The organism is Streptosporangium album (assembly GCF_014203795.1).
In the GTDB taxonomy this organism is placed as follows: domain Bacteria; phylum Actinomycetota; class Actinomycetes; order Streptosporangiales; family Streptosporangiaceae; genus Streptosporangium; species Streptosporangium album.
This window is the reverse complement of sequence record NZ_JACHJU010000001.1, coordinates 1,279,630-1,301,467: the sequence shown is the minus strand read 5'-3', so window position 1 is coordinate 1,301,467 and position 21,838 is coordinate 1,279,630. Positions and strand designations below refer to the sequence as shown.

Here is a 21,838-nt window from a genome sequence, read left to right as displayed (position 1 = left end):
CAGCGGGCTTAGACGTTCTCTTTGCCGCCGTTGGCGATATTGGCGCCGTCGTAGATGCCCGCCCCGGCCTGGATCAGCACGATGGCGGCCTCGAGCTTGTTGATGATCTCCTGGTAGACGTGCGTGAACTCCTTGTTCCCCTTCTCCATGGCGTCGAAGAGGAACTTGCCCGCCGGCCAGTCTTCGGTCACGGTGCTCAGCGCCATGACGGTGGTGCGCATGCTCGCGTCACTGAGGGAGCCGGTCTCGGTGCCCTGGAGGCGGGTCAGCATGTTCTGAAGATCCGTCGCGAGGTTCTTGAGCTTTGTGGGGTTGTGCTCAATCTCGTCCTTCTTGGGATCGAGCCCGGGCCACGGCGTCGTCAGCCAGCTGCTGTCTCCGGCCAGATACTTGTCAGGATCCGCCACAGTGCACCTCCACACGGCCGCCCAAGGCAAGCGCAACAGCACTGACGCACCTTGCCCCCCTTACCGGCAACCCGCAGGACGCCTCGACGCCCACGCCCCCAGCGGGACCGGTTGATCGCTGAGCTTACTGGAACAGCTCTATGTCGTACAGAAAACAGGCCTAGATCGGACTTCGTCGCCGATATCCGCCACCGGACGGCCGAGCCACATGCAGTGAAATTTCCAGATATTTGACGGTACGAGTGTCCTGCTGCGTGGTACCTCCTCCTCTGTCTGGGCACTCTCTCTGGCGTATAGGGCATTGTCGAGCGTGTGCAACTATTGCACAGACGTGTATTTGCTGACGCCACCTAAGGGGGGAAGCTACAGATGATCACTCTTAACAACGGCGTTTCGATGCCCCAGCTCGGCTTCGGCGTGTTCCAGGTGCCCGAGGAGGAGACCGCCCGGGCGGTGACCACCGCGCTCGATGCCGGTTACCGGAGCGTCGACACCGCCACGGCCTACGGCAACGAACGCGCAGTGGGCCAGGCACTGGCCGCCTCCGGCCTGCCCCGCGAGGAGCTGTTCGTCACCACCAAGCTGTGGAACAGCGACCAGGGCTACGACTCCACCCTGTCCGCCTTCGACGCGAGCCTCGCCAAGCTGGGCCTGGACCAGCTCGACCTGTATCTCATCCACTGGCCCACACCGGCGAGAGACCTGTACGGCGAGACCTGGAAGGCGATGGAGAAGCTCCTGACCGACGGCCGGGTCCGTGCCATCGGCGTGTCCAACTTCCAGCCCGCCCACCTGACGCGTCTCATCGAGGAGGGCGGCGTCGTCCCGGCGGTCAACCAGATCGAGCTCCACCCGGGCCTGCAGCAGGCCGAGCTGCGCGGCTTCCACGCTCGGCACGGCATCGTCACCGAGGCGTGGAGCCCGCTGGCCCAGGGGGCCGCGCTCAAGGACCCGCTGATCACCGGCATCGCCGGCCGGTACGGCAAGACCCCCGCTCAGGTCGTCCTGCGCTGGCACGTCCAGCTCGGAAACGTCGTGATCCCCAAGTCGGTCACCCCGGCACGGATCAGGGAGAACATCGACGTCTTCGACTTCGCCCTCACCGACGACGACATGGCGGCGATCGCCCGGCTGGACGAGGGCGACCGCACCGGCCCGGACCCCGACACCTTCAACGGCTGAGGCCCTACCGGGTCCCCTCGCGCTCCGCGATCTGCTCCGCGAGCCAGTGGTAGGAGGCCTTGGGAGTGCGTTCTCCGGTGGCGAAGTCGACATGGACGAGGCCGAAGCGCTGGTGGTAGCCCTCGGCCCACTCGAAGTTGTCCAGCAGGGACCAGACGTAGTAGCCGCGCACGTCCACGCCCTCGGCCCGAGCTCGCTCGACGGCCCTGATGTGGCCGTCGAGGTAGGCGATGCGCTCCTGGTCGTCGACCACTCCGTCCGGGCCCGGCACGTCGGGCTGGGAGCAGCCGTTCTCGGTGACGTAGACGGGTGGGAGGGCGTCGCCGTACCGGGCCTTCAGCCCGGTGAGGAGCTCGCGCAGGCCGTCGGGGACGACCGGCCAGCCGAAGGCGGTGGTGGGGTAGCCGGTGATGCCCGTCTCGGCGAAGGGGAGGCCCTCGCCGGTGGGGGCGGCGATCCGGGTGGGGTTGTAGTAGTTGACCCCGAGGCCGTCGAGGCGGGTGCCGATCAGGTCGAGGTCGCCGTCCCGGACGCAGTCGAGACCCACTCCGTATGCAGATAAATCGGGGTATTTCCCAAGAAGCACAGGGTCGTTGAACAGGCGGTTGTGCAGGGTGTCGTAGGCGTCGGCGGCGGCCAGGTCGGCGGGGTCGGCGGAGGCCGGCCAGACGGGCGTGCAGTTGTTGGTGATCAGCACCTTCTCCGCACCCCGCTCGCGCAGGGCCGCCGCGGCCAGGCCGTGCCCGAGCAGTTGGTGGTGGGCGACCGGGAGAGCGTCCAGGAGCAGGGCCCTCCCGGGCGCGTGGTTGCCCAGGGCGTAGCCGAAGACCATGTGCACGAAAGGCTCGTTCAAGGTGATCCACATGGGGATCCGGTCGGCGAGCCGGTCGGCCACCACGGCGGCGTACTCGGCGAACCGGTGGGAGGTTTCGCGGTTCAGCCAGCCGCCCTCGTCCTCCAGGGGCTGGGGCAGGTCCCAGTGGAACAGCGTGGCCGCCGGGACGATGCCCCGCTCGCATAACGCGTCCGTCAGCCGGTCGTAGAAGTCCAGGCCCGCCCGGTTGACCGGGCCCCTGCCGTCGGGCTGGACGCGGGGCCAGGCGATGGAGAACCGGTAGGAGGTCGCTCCGAGCCCCGCCATCAGCGCGATGTCCTCGGGCCAGCGGTGGTAGTGGTCGCAGGCCACGTCACCGGTGTGCCCGTCACGGATCCGGCCGGGCTCGCGGGTGAAGGTGTCCCAGGTCGAGACGCCCCGGCCGTCCTCGGCGGCGGCTCCCTCGATCTGGTAGGACGCGGTAGCCGTACCCCAGAGGAACATGCGGCCTCCCAGTGGTGTGAGTATCACTCATGTTAATCCCCGGCGGGCCGCATAGGCGATGATGGAGTGATGACGAACGTTTCCGGGGGGACGCTACGCCGCCGCCCCGCCCAGCGGCGGAGCCTGGAGCGGGTCCAGCGCATGCTGGACGAGTGCGCGCGGCTGCTGGACGAGGTGGGATACGAGGCGCTGACCACCAAGGAGGTCGCGCGGCGTGCGGAGGTGCCGATCGGCACCTTCTACCAGTTCTTCCCCGACAAGCAGGGGCTGGTGCGGGCACTGGCGCTGCGCAACCTGGAGGCGTTCCTCGGCCGCATCACCGCCCGGCTCTCGGCCCTGCGACTCTCGGACTGGACCGAGGTGGTGGACCTGTCGATCGACGAGTTCGTCGCGATGAAACGGACCACACCGGGGTTCGCCGTCGTCGACTTCGGCGAGGTGCTCACCTCGCCGGGCGGCCCGGCGGTCAAGGGGACCGAGCGGATGCTCGACGCCGCGCTGGAGAACAACGTCATCGTGGCCGACCGGCTCCGCGCGATCACCGTCGAGCTGCTCGGCGCCCCGATCGGGCCGGCACTGGACCGGGCTCTGGTCGTCGCGGTCGAGGCGGCCGACGCCGTGCTCAAGCTCGCCTTCCGCTCCCGGCCCGACGGGGACCCCGAGCTGATCGCCGAGTGCAAACACCTGGTCCGCCGCTACCTCTCCGACCATCTGCCGCAGAGCTGACCCACCCCCTCCGGGAGCGGCCGGTTCCCTTGTTGCTCGCCCCGATCTCGCGCACCTTGCCCGCCCCGGCCAGCTCGGCGAACGCGCCGAGAGTCTCCTCCAGGGGGACCGACCGGTCCTCGATGTGGGCCCAGTACACATCGATGTGGTCGGTTCCCAGCCTCCGCAGGCTGCCCTCGGCGGCCTGCCCGATCGCGGCGGCTGACAGTCCTTCGGCGGAGTCAAGCGTCCGGTCGCCGGGGACCGTCGGCCGGGCGCCGCACTTGGTGCTCAGCACGACCCGGTCGCGGTTGCCCCGGGCGGCCAGCCACCGGCCGATGGCCGGCTCGCTTTGACCTTGAGTGGACTCCAGGTGGGATGCTGCAGACGTGAGCGTGTACACACCGGGACAGGTGGTCGAGGAGACCGGCTTCAGCCTTGACACTCTGCGCTACTACGAGCGGATCGGGTTGCTGGAGCGGGTCAGCCGCAACGCGGCCGGGCAGCGCAGGTTCACCCAGGACGACGTCGGCTGGCTCGGCACGATCCGCTGTCTGCGAGACACCGGGATGCCGATCGCGGAGATGCTCCGCTTCGCCGAGCTGGTCAGGGCCGGCGACCACACGATCCGTGACCGGATCGCCCTGCTGGAAGCCCACGACCGGCGGGTGCAGGCCCAGGTGGCCAACCTGCGCGAGCAGCAGACGGCGATCCAGCACAAGATCGGGTATTACCGGACGGTGGTCGGCTAGAAGTCGCACGGCCGCTTTGCCCCCGGGCGGCCCTCCCTTTCCTGTCCGGCTGTTAGACCGGTAGGCCAGTGACCGGCAGCGGGATCGGGGGAGGGGGCTCATGGCCGCCGCACCGCGGGCCCGCCGGATCAACATCCCTCTCCGGCGCACCGCCCTGATCTGCGGCGTCATGCTGTTCGCGCTCCTCGCGAAAGTGACCTTCATCCAGGCGTTCCAGGCCGACCGGCTCAACGCCGATCCGCGCAACCACCGGATCATGATCGCCCGATTCGACAACCCGAGGGGCGAGATCGTGCTCGGCGACGGCACCGTCCTCGCGACCAGCCGCAGGATCGACGGCGGCCGGTTCAGATACCGCAGGGTCTACCCCCAGGGTCCGCTCTACGCCGCGGTGAGCGGATACATCTCGCTGTACGGCCAGGCCGGCCTCGAGGCGGCCGAGGGCGCCGCGCTGTCCGGAGACGACCCCCCGGTGAAGGTCCGCTCGCTGGTGAACGGCATCGAGGGCGGAGCCACGCTCGAACTGACCATCGACAGCCGGGCGCAGCGGGCCGCCTACGAGGCGCTGCGCGCCACCGGCCGCCCCGGGGCCGTCGTCGCGATCGACCCCGTCACCGGCGCGATCCTGGCGATGGTCTCCTCCCCCTCCTATGACCCGAACCTCTACACGACCTTCGACGGCGCCCAGCTGGAGAGAGCGGACAGGCGGCTCCAGGGGGATCCGGCCAATCCGCTGCTGAACCGGGCACTCCAGCAGAACTATCCGCCGGGCTCCACTTTCAAGGTCGTCACCAGTGCGGCCGCGCTCAGCTCGGGAAGGTACACCCCGACCGTCAAGGTCGGCGCCCCCGCCGAGCTCCGCCTCCCCGGCACCGACACCTACCTGCGCAACTCCGGCGGAGCGACCTGCGGTGACGGCAACCCGCCGCTGGCCTACGCCTTCAAGGTCTCGTGCAACACCCCGTTCGCGAAGATCGGCATCGACCTCGGCCAGGACGTGCTGCGCGCGCAGGCCGAGGCGTTCGGATTCAACGACGACGACCTCGCCGTCCCCATGCCCGTGGCCAGGAGCGTCTATCCGCCGGGAATGGACCGGGCGCAGACCGCGATGTCGGCGCTCGGACAGTTCGACGACCGGGTCACCCCGCTCATGGTCGCGATGATGTCGGCGGCGATCGCCAACGACGGCGTGCTGATGCGTCCCTACCTCGTGGCGGAGACCCGCCTCGCCGACGGCACTGTGGTCAGTGACGCCGAGCCGTCGCGGTATCGCCGCACGCTCGACGAGAACGAGGCCAACCGCCTCACCGCGATGATGGTCACCGTCACCCGGCCCGGCGGCACCGGCGAGGCCGCCGCCCTCCCCGGCATCGATGTCGCGGCCAAGACCGGCACCGCGGAGAACGCCGCCTCCGGGCGCGACCACGCGGTCTTCACCGGCTTCGCCCCGGCAGCCGGCCCCCGGGTGGCCGTGGGGGTCGTCGTCGAGGGTGGTGGAGCGGGCGGCCAGGTGGCGGCCCCCATCGCTAGGGCCGTCATGCACGCCCTGCTGGGGAGTTCCAGCTGACGGGAGCCGTACGGGCCGCTCAGGGTTCGCACCCTCTGGCAAGCAGATCGCGCGAACCTGGCGCGCCAACTTGTCGGCCTCAGTCCCGGCAATCCGGGTGTGCGAAATGGGGCTAAGGCTGGGCACGGCGCGGTAATTGGTGCCACACTCTCTGTGAAGGCCAGTCCGCGACCTCCCCCTAAGAGCCGATGACACAGGACACCGCGCACGTGCCCCTTCCCGGAGGTGCCCCCCTTACCGGTGGCAATCTTCCTCTTGAGCCCAACGCCTTCGTCGGCCGCGAGGGTGACGTGGAGGAGCTCGTCGAGTTGCTGGGCGTCGCCCGGCTGGTGACCCTGTGCGGAGCGGGCGGCATCGGTAAGAGCAGACTGGCGATCCGGGTGGCCGCCCAGGTGGCGGCGGAGTTCTCCGGCGGCGTCTGGCTGGTGGAGCTGGCGGAGGCCGTGCGCGGCGACCTGATCGCCCCCCGGGTCGCCGCCGTGCTCGGTGTGAAGGCAGAGCCGTCGCGTCCCCTGGCCGACACGCTGATCGACGCGCTCGGCAACCGGAACCTGTTGCTGATCATCGACAACTGCGAGTCGCTCATCGAGGAGTCGGCCCGGTTCTGCCGGGCGGTGCTCACCGTCTGCCCGCGGGTGCGCGTGCTCACCACCAGCCGGGAGCCGCTGCGGGTGGCGGGGGAGACCGTGTGGCGGGTGCCGCCCCTCACGCTGCCCCGGACCGACGTCCACGATCCCACCGGCGGCGAGGCCGTGCGTCTCTTCGTCGACCGTGCCGCCGCCGCCTCGCGCGGGTTCGCCGTCACCGAGCAGAACACCGCCGAGATCGCAGGTCTGTGCGAGGCGCTCGACGGGATGCCGCTCGCCATCGAGCTGGCCGCCGCGCTGTGCAGGGCGCTGACCGTGGAGCAGATCCACGCCCGGCTCCAGGACAGGTTCCGGCTGCTGTCCACCGGCGACAGGATGGCCCCGGCCAGGCACCAGACGCTCCGCGCGACCGTCGACTGGAGCTACCAGCAGCTCAAGGAGCCCGAGCGGATCCTGCTGCGGAGGCTGGCGGTGTTCACCGGGGGATGGACGCTTGAGGCGGCCGAGCAGGTCTGCGCGGGCGACGGCCTGTGGGGCGACGACATCCTGAGCGTACTCTGCGACCTGGTCGACAAGTCCCTGGTGCTGGCGGACGCGGAGGTCGCGGGTGAGACGCGCTACCGGATGCTGGAGACGATCCGCCAGTACGCCGCCGAGCAGCTCGACACCTCCGGCGAGGAGGCGGCGCTGAGGCGGCTGCACCGGGACCACATGATCGAGATCGCCGGCCGCATCCACCAGACCATCGTCCGGCGCCCCCGTCCGACCTGGGCGGAGATCTCCCCGATGCTGATCCTGCTGGACGAGCTGCAGGCCAACGTGTGGGCGGCGGTGCGCTGGTCGGCCGAGGCGGACGACCCGGAGAGCGCGCTGCACCTGCTGGTCCTGCTCCGCTGGCCGATCATCGCCGGCGGCCGGTTCACCCCCGCAGACGAGTGGCTGGACCGTCTGCTGGCATGGGAGCCGGCGGAGCTGACGCCGAGCGTGCGCGCCGACGCCCTCGTGCTGCGCGGGCAGGTGGCCTTCGGCCAGGGCGACCCCGGCACCGCGCAGGCCGCCTGTACGGCGGCGGCCGAGCTGTGCCGGGCGACGGGCCTGCACGGACCGCTGAGCGGGGCGCTCGCCATCCTCGCCTGGGTGGCCATCTACCAGCGGCGGCCCGAACGGGCCAGATCCTTCCTGGACAAGGCGCTGGAGGCCGTGCACCGGGTCGACGACCCGTGGCATGAGATGGTGGTCCGCTCCATGGAGGGGACGTTCGCGCTGTCCGAGGGCCGGGCCAAGGAGTCGCGGCGGTCCTTCGAGGCCGCCCTCGCCATAGCGCACGAGCTCGACAACCACTGGGCGGCCCCGGTCGCGCTCATCGGCCTGGCACAGGTCGCCTGGCTCCGGGGCGATCTGGCGGAGGCCCGCACCTACTACGAGCAGGCCCTCAACCTGCTCCAGGACATCACCGCCCACTGGCAGACCATCACCTGCCTGTCGGGGCTGGGCCGGATCGCCCTGGCCCAGGGAGATCTCGTCACCGCGCGGATCAGGCTGATCGAGAGCCTGCGGCTCTGCCAGGGGACGGGCCAGCGGCTCGGCGTGGCCCGGCGGATCGAGACGCTCGCGCAGCTCGCGCTGGCCGAGGAGGACGACCGCAGGGCGGTGCGCCTGGCGGGAGCCTCCGCCGCGATCCGGAGCGCGATGAGCGGCGCCGTTCTCCCGTCCGGCTTCGGCGCGCGGATGGAGGAGCTGCTCCAGCCGGCCCGGATGCGGCTCGGTGACGCGCTGGTCGCCCAGCTCTGGGCGCACGGGCAGGAGCTGTCGCAGGAGCAGGCGGTCCGTTACGCGCTGCAGGGCGAGGAGCAGTCGGACGTGCCCATGATGGCGGGCAGGCACCCGGCTGCGGCCCCGCTCACCACGCTCACCGGCAGGGAATGGGAGATCGCCGGCCTGGTCGCCAGAGGGTTGAGCAACAAGGCCATCGCCGACGAGCTGGTGATCAGCCCCGCGACCGCGGCCCGGCACGTGGCCAACATCCTGGCCAAGCTCGGCTTCTCCTCGCGCACCCAGGTGGCCACCTGGGTGATCGAGCAGAACCGCAGTTGAGGCGCCCCTGCTACACATCGTGTCTACACATCAGAGGCCGCATAGATACATCTCGGGATACGCACTCCGGAGCATGTGCCGGGGACACCGCCCGTCGTACGTTTCCCTGGTGTTCGACCGACGGCGCCCAGCCTTCCGCACCGTGCTCGCCGCACTGGCGGCCCGGTACCGGCAGGCTCACACCATCCCCGGCGTCTCGGTCGAGCACACCGGGGACGTCGTGTGTCCCGCCAACGGCTGAAGTCTCCTCGGAGGGGTGGGGACCGAAGGCCGTGGGGTATGCGACAGCGGGCTCGAGTCGCGCAGGGCTCGAGCCCGCCTTCCGCGGAGGGGGCGGATTTTCGAATACACACCCATCTACATACATCTGCCGATGCCTGGGGGAAGAGGCCGATCGTACCGTGCTGGAATGAGACCCACCTCCTCCATCAAGGGCACCGTCACCGAGGCGGTGTTCGGGTGCGCGTACGAGCGGGGTGACCGGCCCGCGCTGATCGATCTCGACGCGGGAGTCGTGTACGGCCACCGCCGCCTGGCCGACGAGGTGACGCGGGGGGCCTCAGGGCTGGTCAGACGGGGTGCCCGGCGACGCCAGGTGGCGGGGATCCACGTGGACAACGCCGCAGCGCAGACCTTGGCGGTGCACACCGTCATCGCGGCCGGCGGGGTGGCGGCCCCGGTCGGGTCCGGCAGCGGCGAGATGGCCGCGCTGCTGGCCCGGTGGGACGCCCGGCTGCTCATCACGACCCCTGATCTGGCGGATGCGTCGTTGCAGGCCGCCGAGGACTCCAGGGTCCGGCAGGTGATCGCCTTCGGCCAGGCGCGCGACACGGTCGACTTCGCCGACCTGCTGCTGCTCGACCCCGGTCCGCTGCCCCTGTTCGATCCGTCCGTCCAGCCCGCCCTGCTGACCGAGGACGAGGGCCTGTTCACCCATCATGACCTGATCACCCGCATGCGGGATCTGGACAGGATCGCCGTGCTGGAGAGGTCGGACGTCCTGCTGGTGACCTGGCCCCTGACGGGCAGCGCTCTGGCCATGACGACCCTGGTCGGGCTGGCGCTGATGCGCGGCGCGCTGGTCGTGGTGGCCCCCGGCCTCTCACCCCTCGAACTGTCGGCGACCATCCACGACTTCGGTGTCACCGTCATGGCCCTGCTCGACGGAGCCGTCCAGCGCGTCTAGACCCTGTCCCGCCCGCGGGCGAAAGGCTCGAACCATCCGTCCCGCTTCGCGGGCCCTGTCGCGCTCCAACCGAGGGCCATGGGTTCCGGCACGCCCTGTTCCACGGGACACGGCCTAGATCAAAATGCGGAGAAGTTATCCGCCCACACCTTGACGTCGCTTGGTATGAAATGCGTTGATAGCTCTGCTGACAACGTTGTCATCTTTCTCGGGGGAATCTGTGAAACCTCGACCCCGAAGGGACGGGAAGCTATGCGACGACGGTGGATGGCGGCCGTCGCGGTCACCGTGGCAGGCCTGCTCACCCTGACCGCCTGTGGTGACGGCGGTGGTGCCGCGCAGAGCCCGCAGGCTGACGCGAAGAAGAAGGTCGAGGTCTTCTCCTGGTGGACCGGACCAGGCGAGGCCGACGGCCTGAAGGCCATGAAGGAGATCTTCGAGAAACAGAACACCGGTCTGACGTTCTTCGACGCGGCCGTGGCGGGTGGTTCCGGCGACAAGGCCCGTGCCCTGCTGGCCACCAAGTTGCAGGCCGACACGCCGCCGGACACCTTCCAGGGGCACGCGGGCGCGGAACTTCAGGGCTACATCAAGGCCGGTGACCTGGAGCCGGTCAATTTCCTCTACGACGAGCTCAAGCTGAAGGAGGTCTTCCCGCAGCAGTTGATCGACCAGATCAGCGTGGAAGGGAAGATCTACTCGGTCCCGGTCAACATCCACCGCTCCAACGTGATGTGGTTCAACCCCGGTGTGCTCAAGGAGGCGGGCGTCGCCGAGGTCCCCAAGACGATCGAGGAGTTCGTCGCGGCCCTGGAGAAGGTCAAGAAGACGGGCAAGATCCCGCTCGCGATCGGCTCCGAGTGGACCATGGTGCACCTGCTGGAGAGCGTGCTGCTCGGCTCCCTCGGCACCGACGCCTACAACCAGCTCTGGACCGCGAAGTCCGACTGGTCGGGCCCGGCCATGACCAAGGCGCTGAACGACTTCAAGACGATCCTGTCCTACGCCGGCGACCCGGCCGACGACTGGCAGCCCGCCGCCAAGCAGGTGGCCGACGGTGAGGCCGCGTTCACGATCATGGGCGACTGGGCCTACGGCTACTTCCACAACCCGCCGGACGGCGGCCTGGGCAAGACGTCCAAGACCGACTTCGACTGGGCGCCCTCGCCCGGCACCGGCGGCACCTTCATGTGGCTGTCGGACAGCTTCACCCTGCCCAAGGGCGCGCCGAACCGCGACGGGGCGGTGGCCTGGCTGAAGGTGGCGGCGAGCAAGGAGGGCCAGGACGCCTTCAACCCCAAGAAGGGGTCCATCCCGGCCCGCAAGGACGCCGACACCTCCCTCTACACCGACTACCTCGCCGACGCGCTGAAGGACTGGGGGAGCAACAAGCTCGCCGGGTCCATCCAGCACGGCGTCAACGTCAACGACGCCTGGCGTGTCTCGATCAACGAGGCGGTCGGCCTGTTCCACGAGGACAGGGACGTGGCGGCGCTCCAGACCGCGCTGGTCGAGGCCGCCAAGAACTCGGGTCAGTGATATCCGGTACGGCCCGCGGTGACGCGGGCCGTACCTCACCCAACCCGGAGAAGGGGTCTTCGTGACACGGGTGCGCAGATGGCTGCCGGGGTTGCTGCTGGTCACGCCGTCGATCATCGCCATCGCGGTCTTCGTGTACGGCATGCTCGGCTGGAACTTCCGGCTGGCCATGACAGACAAGCACGACGAGGTCTCCGAGGGGAGCTTCGTCGGCCTGGAGAACTTCGTCTCGCTCTGGGACCAGAAGCGGTGGGGCATCTCGGTCAACCACGCGATCGTCTTCACCGTGGTGTTCGTGGCCGGAGCGCTGGTGCTGGGCTGGTTGCTGGCGTTCCTGATGGAGAAGGGGATCAGGGGCGAGGGGACCTTCCGGACGATCTACCTGTTCCCGATGGCGATCTCGTTCGTGGCGACCGGGGTGGTCTGGCGCTGGCTGATGAACTCCGGCCAGGACGAGCGGGCGGTCGGGCTGAACCGGCTGTTCGACAGCCTGGGTCTGGACTTCCTGCAGTGGGAGTGGTTCCGGAATCCGGACTGGGGGATGGCGGCCATGGCCATCCCGGCAATCTGGCAAATGTCTGGATATGTCATGGCGTTGTTCCTGGCGGGCTTCCGGGGCGTCCCCGAGGACCTCAGGGAGGCCGCCCGGGTGGACGGCTGCACCGAGTGGCAGGTCTACCGGCACATCGTGCTGCCGCTGCTCCGCCCGGTGACGCTGTCCGCGCTGATCATCCTCGGCCACATCTCGCTGAAGGTCTTCGACCTGATCATGGCGGTCTCCGGCAAGCAGATCATCACCGACGTCCCCGCCGTGTTCATGTGGGTCGCGGTCTTCGACTCCCACGACCCGGCCAAGGGGGCCACCATCGCGTCCTACATCGTGCTCGCGGTGAGCCTCTTCGTCATCCCCTACCTGGTCTGGACCCTTCGCAAGGAGAGGCGGCCATGACGGTCACGGAGACACGGTCACCTTCCGCGCAGGTGCGGGACCCGGGCGGCCGTGCCAGGCGGCGGGCGGGCTGGACGCGCGGTGTCCGGCTGACCCTGCTGATCGCCTTCCTGGTGGTCTTCCTGATCCCGGTCTACGTGCTGCTGGTCACCAGCTTCAAGCCGCTGACCGAGGCCGACCCCGGCCGGGCCTGGGCACTGCCGGAGGTGTGGACGCTCCAGCCGTGGCGGGTGGCGTGGGAGAAGCTCGCGCCCGGCATATGGAACAGCGTGCTGCTGGCCGTACCCGGTGCGCTGATCTCCGCCGTCCTGGGCTCCATGAACGGCTACGTGCTGTCGAAATGGCGCTTCCCCGGCGCCGACGTGCTGTTCACGCTGTTCCTGTTCGGCATGTTCATCCCCTACCAGGGCGTCATGATCCCGCTGGTCCAGCTCCTGGTGAAGTTCAACGAGATCACCCAGGACCTCACCGGGGTGCCGGGCGTCTTCTACGGCGCGATCCCGGGGCTGCTCCTCACCCACGTGGTCTACGGCATCCCGATCTGCACACTGATCTTCCGCAACTACTACGTCACCATCCCGGACGAGCTCATCGAGGCCTCCCGGGTGGACGGCGCGGGGATGCTGCGTACCTACTGGTCGGTGGTGCTGCCGGTCTCCGGGCCCGCGTTCGCGGTGGTGATCATCTGGCAGTTCACCTCGATGTGGAACGACTTCCTGTTCGCCGTCTTCCTGACCGGCCCGCAGAGCTGGCCCACCACGGTGATGCTCAACAACATCGCCGGAGCCCAGACCGTCCCCTACAGCCAGCAGATGGCCGCGGCCCTGCTCGCCTCCATCCCCACAATGGTGATCTACGTCCTGCTCGGCCGGTTCTTCATGCGCGGCCTCATGGCCGGAGCGCTGAAGGGCTGACTCACGGCCGGCCGCCTCGGACGGCAGATCACCGAGGTCCGTTGACAGGCTTCCACCGGGATCCCGGCGGGCGCCGGCAAAGTTCTCCTTGCGCGGCGTTACAGGTCGCCCGCGGCGGGGACGGCTGACGGTACGTCGTGATTCACGGAGGCTGCCATGGCCCAGAAGACCGCCACCGCCTCGGATGGCAGAACGGCTGACCGGGCAGGCGAGAGGGAGCGGACACGCATCAGCGTGCCGGTGCTCGGCGAGCTGACCCTGCCGCCACCGGATCTCCTCGTCTTCTACGCCGCGCTGGGCGTGCTGGGCGCGCTGGAGATCATCGAATGGCCCGTCGTGCTCGTCGTCGGGATCGGTCATCTGCTGGCCGAGCAGCATCACGCCCGTGTGCTGCAGGCAATCGGGCAAGCCGCCGAAGCGGCGTAGCCCGGGGACCTGGATTCCGGCCTTCCCGGCATGGCCTTCCCGTTACGGCCTCACGGCCGGAGCTCGCCCGAGCCGCGGGGGATGAGGCGGGTCGGCAGCTCGATCCGGCGGGCGGGACCCGGCTCACCGTCGATGCGGCGGAAGAGTAGCTCGGCCGCGGTCCGGCCGAGGCGGGAGGGGTCCTGGGCCACCACGGTCACCCCGGGCACCAGCAGGTCGGCGAGCTCGAAGTCGTCGAAGCCGACCATGGCGAGCCTGTGCCCGCCGCGCAGCACGGCCACGGTGATCCGGCCGTTGCCGGTGAACACCGCGGTGGGCGGGTCGTCGCCGGAGAGCATCCGCTCCAGCGCGGGCCCGGCCTGCTCCGGCGGGCCCATCGCGACCAGGGACTCGTCGGCGGGCAGGCCCGCGTCGTCCAGGGCACGGCGGTAGCCGTACAGGCGCTCGGCCGCGGTGAAGATGGACGGCCGGTCGCCGAGGAAGGCGATGCGGCGGTGGCCGTACCGGATCAGGTGGGTGACCCCGGTGTGAGCCCCGCCCCGGTTGTCGCAGAACACGGTGTCCACGTCCAGCCCGCCCGGCCGGTCGGCGAAGACGGCGGCGATGCCCGCGTCGAGCTCGGGTCTGAGGTATCCGTGGTCGGTCCCGGCCGGCACGATGATCAGGCCGTCCACCCGGCGGGAGCAGAAGGTGAGGACGAGCTCCCGCTCGCGTGGCGGTTCCTCCCCGGAGGAGCCGCTGAGCACCAGTGAGCCGTGCCGGAGCGCCACCTCCTCGACCGCGCGACTGATCCCGGAGTAGAACGGGTCGCCCACGTCCTCGATCACCAGGCCGACGGTCGCGGTCCGGCCCCTGCGCAGCACGCGGGCGCTCTCGTTGCGCCGGTAGCCGAGCCGTTCGATGGCGGACAGGACCCGTCCGGCGGTGGCGGGGTTGACCCCGGGCTCCTCGTTGACGACCCGGGAGACGGTCTTGAGCGCCACCCCGGCCGCCGCCGCGACGTCTTTCATGGTGGGGCGTCCGCGGACGCTGTCTGTCACGACCCGATCATCGCCCAAGTCCGGCTTGTTGACAACGTTGTCATCGATCCGATGGGCCGCTGCCGCGCAGGTCGGGGCGTCCCGTACGGTGATGTGTCAATCAATGCCTCTCCTGATCATCTATGTCCGGGTTGTGGGAAGGTGGGGCGATGACTGATCGAGGACTCAGAGTGTCGCGGATCCTGTTGATCGCGGGGTTGATACTCGCCTCGCTCAACCTCAGGCCCGCTCTGGCAGGTGTCTCCCCGGTCCTGAGTGAGATCATGTCCGACCTCGGGCTGAGCGCGGCCGGTGGCGGTGCCATCACCACGGTGATGGTGGTCTGCCTGGGCGTCCTGGCCCCACTCGCCCCGCTGCTGGCCCGCCGGTTCGGCCTGGACCGCACGCTGCTGGCCGGGCTGCTGATCCTCGCCGCGGGCGTGGTGCTGCGTGCCGCCGGAAACGTTCCCGCGCTCTACGCGGGGGCGGCCGTGGCGGGCACGGCCATCGCCATCATGAACGTGGTGATGCCGGGCGTCGTCAAGCAGCACTTCCCCGCGCAGGTCGGCCTGTTCACCTCGGTGTACGTCTCCGGCCTCGTGCTGGGCGCCGCCATCGCGTCGGGGCTGACGGTACCGCTGGAGCACGCCACCGGATACGGCTGGCGCGAGGTGACCGCGATGGCCGCGATCCCGGCGTGCGCGGCGGCCGTGCTCTGGCTGCCCCAGGCGTTGTGGCCCCCCGCGCCCGCGGGGAACGCGCCCAGGCCGTTCCGCGCGCTGCTGCGCACCCGGGTGACCTGGTCCGTCACCGCCTACATGGGCCTTCAGTCGCTCACCTTCTACATCATGCTGGCCTGGATACCCACGATCTTCCGTGACGCGGGCCTCCCCGCCGACCAGGCGGGCTACCTGCTCGGCCTCACCAATCTGGCGCAGATCGCCGCCACCCTCACGGTCCCGGTCATCGCCGGCAGGGCCCGGTCGCAGGTGCCGCACGTGACGGCGGCGGCCCTGCTCACCATCGTGGGATACGCCGGTGTGCTGGTCGCGCCGACCGCCGTTCCGTGGCTGTGGATGACCGTTCTGGGCCTGGGGCAGGGCGCCTCGATCGCGCTCGCCCTGCTGATCATCGCACTGCGTGCTCCCGACCCCACCTCGGTCACCGCGCTGTCGGCCGTCGCGCAGTCCGCCGGATACGTGCTGGCGGCGCTCGGCCCGTTTCTGGTCGGCGCGCTCCATCAGAGCTCGGGCGGCTGGACGCTGCCTCTGCTGGCCGGGCTCGGTGCGTGCTCGCTCCAACTGGTCGCCGGGTTCCTGGCGGGACGGCCGGTGCCGGTCGCCGGAGCGGAGGATCTCGTGTCAACCAGGTGATCGGACTCAGCGCTATCACAGGGCCGGGGTGAGGTCGTGACCGCCGACGACTCCGGAGACGCGCCGCCGATCGACACGGCCGGGCCGGCAAGGACAGCACTCCGGCCCGCGACTGGTCGAGCCGGCGCGTCAAGTACGGGAGGAGCCGGCGGCATCGGCCGTTCTCGTGGGCGGTACCGTCGCGGTTGTGTTGCAACAACCCGGACCCGCGACCGCCGACCGCCGTGGCCCCAAGCCCCTCGTCATCGGGCATCGGGGCGCCAGCGCCCACCGGCCCGAGCACACGCTGCTCTCCTACGAGACCGCGATCGCGCTCGGTGCCGACTACATCGAGCCCGACCTGGTCTCCACCAGGGACCACGTGCTGGTCGCCAGGCACGAGAACGAGATCTCCGGCACCACGGACGTCGCGAGACACCCCGAGTTCGCGGACCGCCGTACGGCCAAGGAGATCGACGGGCTCTCGGTGACCGGCTGGTTCACCGAGGACTTCACCCTCGCCGAGCTGAAGACGCTGAGGGCGGAGGAACGCGTCCCCGAACTGCGCCCGGGCAACACCGTCTTCAACGGTCTGGCGCGGATACCGACCTTCGACGAGATCATCCGGCTCGCGCAGCGCCACGGGGTCGGCGTCTATCCCGAGACCAAGCACCCCGGCTACTTCGATTCCATCGGGCTCTCCCTGGAGGAGCCGCTGCTGGAGACGCTCGCCCGGTACGGCTGGCGCGGGCGGCACGACCCGGTCTTCATCCAGTCGTTCGAGACCGCCAACCTGCGCGAGCTCAGGGAGCGGACCCGGCTGCCGCTGATCCAGCTCATCACCGCCACCGGCGCGCCGTACGACTGGACGGTGGCCGGAGACCCGCGCACCTACGACACCATGGTCACCCCGGAGGGGTTGCGCGAGGTGGCGGACTACGCGGACGGCATCGGCGTGGACACCCGGCGGATCGTGCCGACCGGCCCCGACGGCCTTCTCCTCGAGCCCACCACCCTCGTCGACGACGCCCGCCGGGCCGGTCTGAAGGTTCACGCCTGGACCGTCAGGAACGAGAACTCCCAGCTCCCGGTGGACTTCCGGCTCGGAGATCCCGCCCATCCCGTCTTCCCCCGTGCCACGGGCAACGTGATGGGCTGGCTGGAGAGGTTGTACGGGCTCGGCCTGGACGGCGTCTTCGCCGACGACCCGGGCATGGCCCGAGCCGTCAGGGAACGCGTGTTCTGACGGGAGTGGCGCTGCTCTCCGGGGCCGGGTCGCCCGCAGGCCTCCGACGGCGGAGGTCTCCGGGGTCGGGTCATCCGCCGGTCCGCGACGCCGAGGCAGCACTAGAACTATCTTCGGCATGGTCGTCTGGTCTTTGCCTGGACCTGTTTTTCGCCGGGAAGGATGGAAGATACCTGGTTATCCACGGTTGGCTGGGCCGTCCCACCAGTCCTGAACTCCGGGAGCGTGGCGACGCCGAGCCGAGGTCCGTGAGAACGGAGGCCACGCGTGAGCACCGGAGCCGTTCCGAAGCCCATAGCGAGCATGAGCAGCTTCATCGACGACCGCATCGGCGCGGGAACCTTCCTCAAGCGCAACCTGCGCAAGGTCTTCCCCGACCACTGGTCGTTCCTGCTGGGCGAGATCGCGCTGTACTCGTTCATCGTCCTGCTGCTGACCGGGACCTTCCTGACCTTCTTCTTCAGACCCACCATGGGTGAGGTCGCCTACAACGGCTCCTACGAGCCGCTCAAGGGCGTCATGATGTCGGAGGCCTACGCCTCGACGCTGCACATCAGCTTCGACGTGCGCGGTGGTCTGCTGATGCGGCAGATGCACCACTGGGCCGCCCTGCTGTTCGTCGCCGGCATGATGGTGCACATGCTCCGGGTGTTCTTCACCGGTGCGTACCGCAAGCCGCGCGAGCTCAACTGGCTGATCGGCGTCGGTCTGCTGACGCTGGCCCTGTTCGAGGGTCTGACCGGCTACTCCCTCCCCGACGACCTGCTCTCCGGCGCCGGTCTGCGGATCACCGAGGGCGTGATGATCTCGCTGCCGCTGGTCGGCACCTGGATCACCTTCTTCCTCTTCGGCGGCGAATATCCCGGCGAGGACGTGGTCTCACGGTTCTACGCGATGCACATCCTGCTCATCCCGGGCATCCTGCTGGCCCTGATCACGGCTCACCTCATACTGATGTGGGTGCAGAAGCACACCCAGATGCCGGGTCCGGGCCGCACGAACACCAACGTGGTGGGCGCCCCGTTCTACCCGTCCTTCATGGCCAAGTCGGGCGCGTACTTCATGTTCACGTTCGGCGTCATCGCGCTGCTGGGCACCTTCACGCAGATCAACCCGATCTGGCTGTTCGGCCCCTACACCCCGGCCGACATCTCGGCGGGTTCGCAGCCCGACTTCTACATGGGATTCCTGGAGGGTTCGCTCCGTCTGATGCCCGCATGGGAGATCAACGTCCTGGGCTTCACGCTGCCGATGAGCGTGCTGATCCCGGCGTTGCTCCCGATGGGCGTCATCATGACGGGCCTGGCCCTGTACCCCTTCATCGAGCGGTGGGTCACCGGGGACCGCAGCGAGCACCACATCGCCGAGCGTCCCCGCAACAACCCGCACCGCACCTCGATCGGCATCTCCGCGGTCACGTTCTACGGCCTCCTGTGGCTGATGGGGGCGAACGACGAGATCGCCGCGTTCTTCCACGTCTCGCTGAACTGGACGACCTACGTCGGCCGGGTGCTGATCTTCCTCGGCCCCGCGGTGGCCTACTTCGTCGCCTACCGGATCTGCCTGGGTCTGCAGCGCGGCGACGCCGCGGTGATCGGGCACGGCGTGGAGTCCGGCGTGATCAAGCGCCTGCCCTCCGGTGAGTACATCGAGGTCCACGTCCCACAGGATGCGGGCATCGAGGCCCACGTGCGCGGCAAGCAGCCGGTCCCGATGATCGCCGGAACCGGCGCCGACGCCGACGGCATCCCCTCCAAGAGGATGCGCGGCCCGCTGGGCAGGCTCCGCGCCAGGCTGAGCAAGGTCTACGGCGGCGAGAAGGTCCCGCTCGACGACGGCCACGGTCACGACGAGCACGCGGCCATCGGCTCGGGCACGGAGGACGCCACCTCTCCGCGCCCCTGACCGGCCCCGGCCGGCTCCCGGGAGCCGGCCGGCCGTCTCGTCAGGCGAAGGCGGCCTCGTCCAGGGGACGCAGCTCGTCGGCGTAGCTGACCGAGACGCGGCGCATCACGCCGCTGTCGCTGATGGAGTACTGGCCCAGGCGCCACAGCGGGGGCGAGTAGGCGTGGATCGAGACGCTGCCGTCGACCGCGCCGGTCAGCCGGTGGATGTGGTCGGGGCCGAAGGAGAACGACTCGCCCGCCGAGACCACGTTCTCCAGGTGCTCGCCGCCGATGCGGGGGTTGCACTCCAGCAGCGTCCCGGCCACCACCCGGACGGCGCCCGAGGAGATGTCGTGGTCGTGCCAGCCGGTGTCGTCCTCCGATCGCCAGCACAACAGCCAGATGTCGACGTAGGCGTCCCGGTAAAGGGAGGCGTAGTGGCGGCCCCCCTCCTCGGGGAAGTCCACCTCCTCCTCCCACCGGGACGGGTCGGCGGCCAGCTCGTCGACCAGATCGCGCAGCTCGCGACGGTCGAGGACACGGGCGGGCAGGGTCTCGTAGCTCATCGCCGGCCTCCTTGGAGCGCACAGCGCTCACGGCCCAGGGACTGGTTCACGTTCATTTGCGCGACTCCTTCCGGTTCAGCAGACGGTGGGGATTGGTGACCGCGACGGCGTGCCGGGCGGCATCGCCGAGCGCGGGGTCAGGGGCCCTGGCGTAGGGCTCGTCGGAGCCGTTGACCACGACGTCGATGCCGAGCTCGCGGACGATCGCGTCGATGGCGCGCGGACCGTAGGAGGAGGTCTCCAGGAACATGTCCGGGTCGACCAGGCCCCGGCCCTCGCCGCTCCGGTTGATCATCCGCTCGGAGTGGAGCGGGGCCAGCCCGGCCAGCAGCGCGAAGCAGGCCCGCAGCCCGGGGTGGCGGGGACGGCCGAAGGTCGCGAAGGCGTACCAGGAGGCGTGCATCTGCTGCACGTAGGGGACGACGGCCGGCCACCAGCCGGGCCCCCGGGGGTCGGCCGCCGGTCCGGGATGCACGAAGAGCGGCAGGTCGCGGTCGGTGAGCACGTCGAGCAGCGGGGCGACCCTGGCGAGGTCGTCTCCGTTCCGTACGGCCGTCGCGGGCAGTTGCAGCCCGGCCAGCCCCTGGTCGAGGGCTTTGGCGAGCCTGACCGGGTCGATCTCGCTGAGGCAGGTCGCGGCCCAGGCCCCGAACGGGGCGGGCAGGGCGAGGGCGTCCTCGTGGTAGGCGTCGATGATCGGCCAGGCGTCCGAGGGGGCCAGCGACTCGATGCCGAGCGGGCTGGACAGCGACACCAGGGCCTTGGTGAGCCCGCCGTTCAGCTCCAGGCGCCTGGCGAGGTCGTGGTCGCCGGGGTCGACCTCGTAGGGGGGCTCGCCGTCCAGATGGAGGGTCCAGCCGTCGAGGCGAGGCGAGGCCGTACGGCGCCGGAGCGCGTCCACGAACGCGGGCGTCCACAGGTGCTGGTGCACGTCTACGGCCACTTCTCCTCCTCTCTTCGAGCTATTTCCTACCTACAATATAGGTAACCTATCTGACCTTGTCATGTTTCAAAGTGACGCGTTTCAGTGAACCGTTTCAGTGAACCGCTTCACCTCCCCGGCTGTCAATGCCCCAAACCGCCGTCATTCCGTTGAGAATGCTCTTTGGGAGGGATGGAGGCATAGGCTGGCCGGATGCCCCAGCCCCGGAAACGAGCGACGATACGTGAGGTGGCGAAGGCCACCGGTCTCTCCCCGGCCTCCGTCTCGTATGCCCTCCGGGGCATGCAGGTGTCCGAGGAGACCATCGAGCGGGTCCGCAGGGCCGCCGCCGAGCTCGGTTACGAAGCCGATCCCATCGCCCGCGCGCTGGCCAGCGGCCGTACCGGGATGATCGGTCTGCTCTGCGGTTCCCTGGAGGACCTCTGGCAGCAGGCCCTGGCCGTGGGCATCGGGCGGGCACTGAAGGACAACGACCGCTACGCGTTGATCCTGGACGCCGCGGGCGACCCGGGCCGGGAGCGCACGCTGGCCCGGCAGCTCCGTGACCAGCGGGTGGACGCCCTGATCGTGCAGCCGGTGGACCCGGCGGCGCCGCTCTGGGCCGAGCTGTGCGACAGCCTGCCGGTGGTGTCGATCGGTGACTCGCTGGCCGGGGCGCGCACGGCTGGAGAGGTCGTGTTCGACAACCGGGCCGGGGTGACCCTGGCACTGGAGCACATGCGCGAGCGCGGCCACCGCCGCATCGCCGTCCTCACCCCCACCCGGGCCAGCACTCCCGACCGCCCCGCCGACGTGCACGTCCTGGCCGAGGCGGGACGGCTGGCGCTGGACATCGAGGTGGTCACCGCACCCCAGGCGCTCGCCGACGCCACGGACGTCGCCCGGCGGATGCTGGCCGGTGGGCACCGGGCGTTCTTCTGCTTCGCCGACTCCATCGCCTACGGCGTGTACGCGGCGTCGGCCGAACAGGGACTGCGGATCCCCGCCGACGTGTCCGTGATGGGTTATGACGACCACCCGATGTCGGGGCTGCTCACTCCCGGACTGACCACGGTCGACTGGGACATCGACGGCATCGTCCGCGCGGCCGTCCGCGCGGTCGTGGCCGCCGCCGACGGCAATACCCGCCGTCGGCGGATCGTTCAGGCCCCCGAACTCCGCGAACGCGGCTCGGTGGGCTGAGCAGGGCGGTCCTCGGCC

21 protein-coding genes are annotated in these 21,838 nt (G+C 69.7%); 15 read left to right on the top strand and 6 right to left on the bottom strand.

Features of this window, described 5'->3' with window-relative positions; genetic code table 11:
* Positions 1-8: 8 nt before the first annotated feature.
* A complete protein-coding gene (locus FHR32_RS06165; RefSeq protein ID WP_184753402.1) occupies positions 9-407 on the bottom strand; it encodes a hypothetical protein in 399 nt (132 codons plus the stop codon).
* Between the two features lie 369 nt (positions 408-776).
* Between FHR32_RS06165 and FHR32_RS06160 the strand changes: the two genes are divergently transcribed.
* On the top strand, positions 777-1,589 hold the full coding sequence (locus tag FHR32_RS06160; RefSeq protein WP_184753401.1) for an aldo/keto reductase: 813 nt from the start codon (positions 777-779) through the stop codon (positions 1,587-1,589).
* Between the two features lie 4 nt (positions 1,590-1,593).
* Here the strand turns inward: FHR32_RS06160 and FHR32_RS06155 are convergent, their stop codons facing one another.
* A complete protein-coding gene (locus tag FHR32_RS06155; RefSeq protein ID WP_184753400.1) occupies positions 1,594-2,907 on the bottom strand; it encodes a GH1 family beta-glucosidase in 1,314 nt (437 codons plus the stop codon).
* 69 nt (positions 2,908-2,976) lie between these two features.
* On the opposite strand from FHR32_RS06155, the gene FHR32_RS06150 reads away from it, so the two are divergent.
* Entirely contained in the window at positions 2,977-3,633 is a 657-nt protein-coding gene (locus FHR32_RS06150; RefSeq protein WP_184753399.1) for a TetR/AcrR family transcriptional regulator, read from the top strand.
* On the opposite strand, the gene FHR32_RS06145 is transcribed toward FHR32_RS06150, so the two are convergent.
* On the bottom strand, positions 3,530-4,015 hold the full coding sequence (locus FHR32_RS06145; protein WP_312882057.1) for an aldo/keto reductase: 486 nt from the start codon (positions 4,013-4,015) through the stop codon (positions 3,530-3,532). The two genes, FHR32_RS06150 and FHR32_RS06145, sit on opposite strands and share 104 nt — an antisense overlap.
* Between FHR32_RS06145 and FHR32_RS06140 the strand changes: the two genes are divergently transcribed.
* The 9 genes from FHR32_RS06140 (at position 4,002) to FHR32_RS06105 (ending at position 13,626) form a co-directional block, all read left to right on the top strand.
* Positions 4,002-4,364 (top strand): MerR family transcriptional regulator, encoded by a 363-nt coding sequence (locus FHR32_RS06140; protein WP_184753398.1) that lies wholly within the window; start codon positions 4,002-4,004, stop codon positions 4,362-4,364. The two genes, FHR32_RS06145 and FHR32_RS06140, sit on opposite strands and share 14 nt — an antisense overlap.
* Positions 4,365-4,464: 100 nt before the next feature.
* Entirely contained in the window at positions 4,465-5,931 is a 1,467-nt protein-coding gene (locus FHR32_RS06135; RefSeq protein WP_184753397.1) for a penicillin-binding transpeptidase domain-containing protein, read from the top strand.
* A 188-nt stretch (positions 5,932-6,119) separates the two neighbouring features.
* Positions 6,120-8,612, top strand: coding sequence for an ATP-binding protein (locus tag FHR32_RS06130; RefSeq protein ID WP_184753396.1), 2,493 nt, complete (start codon positions 6,120-6,122; stop codon positions 8,610-8,612).
* 109 nt (positions 8,613-8,721) lie between these two features.
* The gene (locus tag FHR32_RS45780; protein WP_281390840.1) at positions 8,722-8,853 is read left to right on the top strand and encodes a hypothetical protein; all 132 of its coding nucleotides are present in this window, start codon (positions 8,722-8,724) and stop codon (positions 8,851-8,853) included.
* Between the two features lie 168 nt (positions 8,854-9,021).
* Complete coding sequence (locus FHR32_RS06125; protein ID WP_184753395.1) at positions 9,022-9,798, top strand: AMP-binding protein; 777 nt, start codon at positions 9,022-9,024, stop codon at positions 9,796-9,798.
* Positions 9,799-10,050: 252 nt separating this feature from the next.
* Positions 10,051-11,337 (top strand): ABC transporter substrate-binding protein, encoded by a 1,287-nt coding sequence (locus FHR32_RS06120; RefSeq protein WP_184753394.1) that lies wholly within the window; start codon positions 10,051-10,053, stop codon positions 11,335-11,337.
* Between the two features lie 61 nt (positions 11,338-11,398).
* Entirely contained in the window at positions 11,399-12,286 is an 888-nt protein-coding gene (locus FHR32_RS06115; protein ID WP_184753393.1) for a carbohydrate ABC transporter permease, read from the top strand.
* Positions 12,283-13,200 (top strand): carbohydrate ABC transporter permease, encoded by a 918-nt coding sequence (locus FHR32_RS06110; protein WP_184753392.1) that lies wholly within the window; start codon positions 12,283-12,285, stop codon positions 13,198-13,200. The genes FHR32_RS06115 and FHR32_RS06110 overlap by 4 nt, the downstream gene beginning before the upstream one ends.
* A gap of 156 nt (positions 13,201-13,356) precedes the next feature.
* The gene (locus FHR32_RS06105) at positions 13,357-13,626 is read left to right on the top strand and encodes a hypothetical protein (RefSeq protein WP_184753391.1); all 270 of its coding nucleotides are present in this window, start codon (positions 13,357-13,359) and stop codon (positions 13,624-13,626) included.
* A gap of 50 nt (positions 13,627-13,676) precedes the next feature.
* Here the strand turns inward: FHR32_RS06105 and FHR32_RS06100 are convergent, their stop codons facing one another.
* On the bottom strand, positions 13,677-14,666 hold the full coding sequence (locus tag FHR32_RS06100; RefSeq protein ID WP_376773271.1) for a LacI family DNA-binding transcriptional regulator: 990 nt from the start codon (positions 14,664-14,666) through the stop codon (positions 13,677-13,679).
* A gap of 149 nt (positions 14,667-14,815) precedes the next feature.
* Here FHR32_RS06100 and FHR32_RS06095 point away from each other — a divergent pair, with 149 nt between their 5' ends.
* From FHR32_RS06095 to qcrB, 3 genes are all read left to right on the top strand, one after another.
* Complete coding sequence (locus FHR32_RS06095) at positions 14,816-16,018, top strand: CynX/NimT family MFS transporter (protein ID WP_184753389.1); 1,203 nt, start codon at positions 14,816-14,818, stop codon at positions 16,016-16,018.
* Between the two features lie 187 nt (positions 16,019-16,205).
* On the top strand, positions 16,206-17,243 hold the full coding sequence (locus FHR32_RS06090) for a glycerophosphodiester phosphodiesterase (RefSeq protein ID WP_312882056.1): 1,038 nt from the start codon (positions 16,206-16,208) through the stop codon (positions 17,241-17,243).
* 303 nt (positions 17,244-17,546) lie between these two features.
* Positions 17,547-19,148 carry a cytochrome bc1 complex cytochrome b subunit gene (gene qcrB, locus FHR32_RS06085; RefSeq protein WP_221465282.1) on the top strand — a complete coding sequence of 534 codons (1,602 nt, stop codon included), beginning with the start codon at positions 17,547-17,549 and terminating at the stop codon, positions 19,146-19,148.
* A 40-nt stretch (positions 19,149-19,188) separates the two neighbouring features.
* Here the strand turns inward: qcrB and FHR32_RS06080 are convergent, their stop codons facing one another.
* Both FHR32_RS06080 and FHR32_RS06075 read right to left on the bottom strand, forming a co-directional pair.
* A complete protein-coding gene (locus FHR32_RS06080) occupies positions 19,189-19,695 on the bottom strand; it encodes a cysteine dioxygenase (RefSeq protein ID WP_184753386.1) in 507 nt (168 codons plus the stop codon).
* Between the two features lie 52 nt (positions 19,696-19,747).
* Positions 19,748-20,638, bottom strand: coding sequence for an amidohydrolase family protein (locus FHR32_RS06075; protein WP_184753385.1), 891 nt, complete (start codon positions 20,636-20,638; stop codon positions 19,748-19,750).
* A 228-nt stretch (positions 20,639-20,866) separates the two neighbouring features.
* Between FHR32_RS06075 and FHR32_RS06070 the strand changes: the two genes are divergently transcribed.
* Positions 20,867-21,820, top strand: a complete 954-nt coding sequence (locus FHR32_RS06070) for a LacI family DNA-binding transcriptional regulator (protein WP_312882054.1) — start codon at positions 20,867-20,869, stop codon at positions 21,818-21,820.
* Positions 21,821-21,838: the final 18 nt, after the last annotated feature.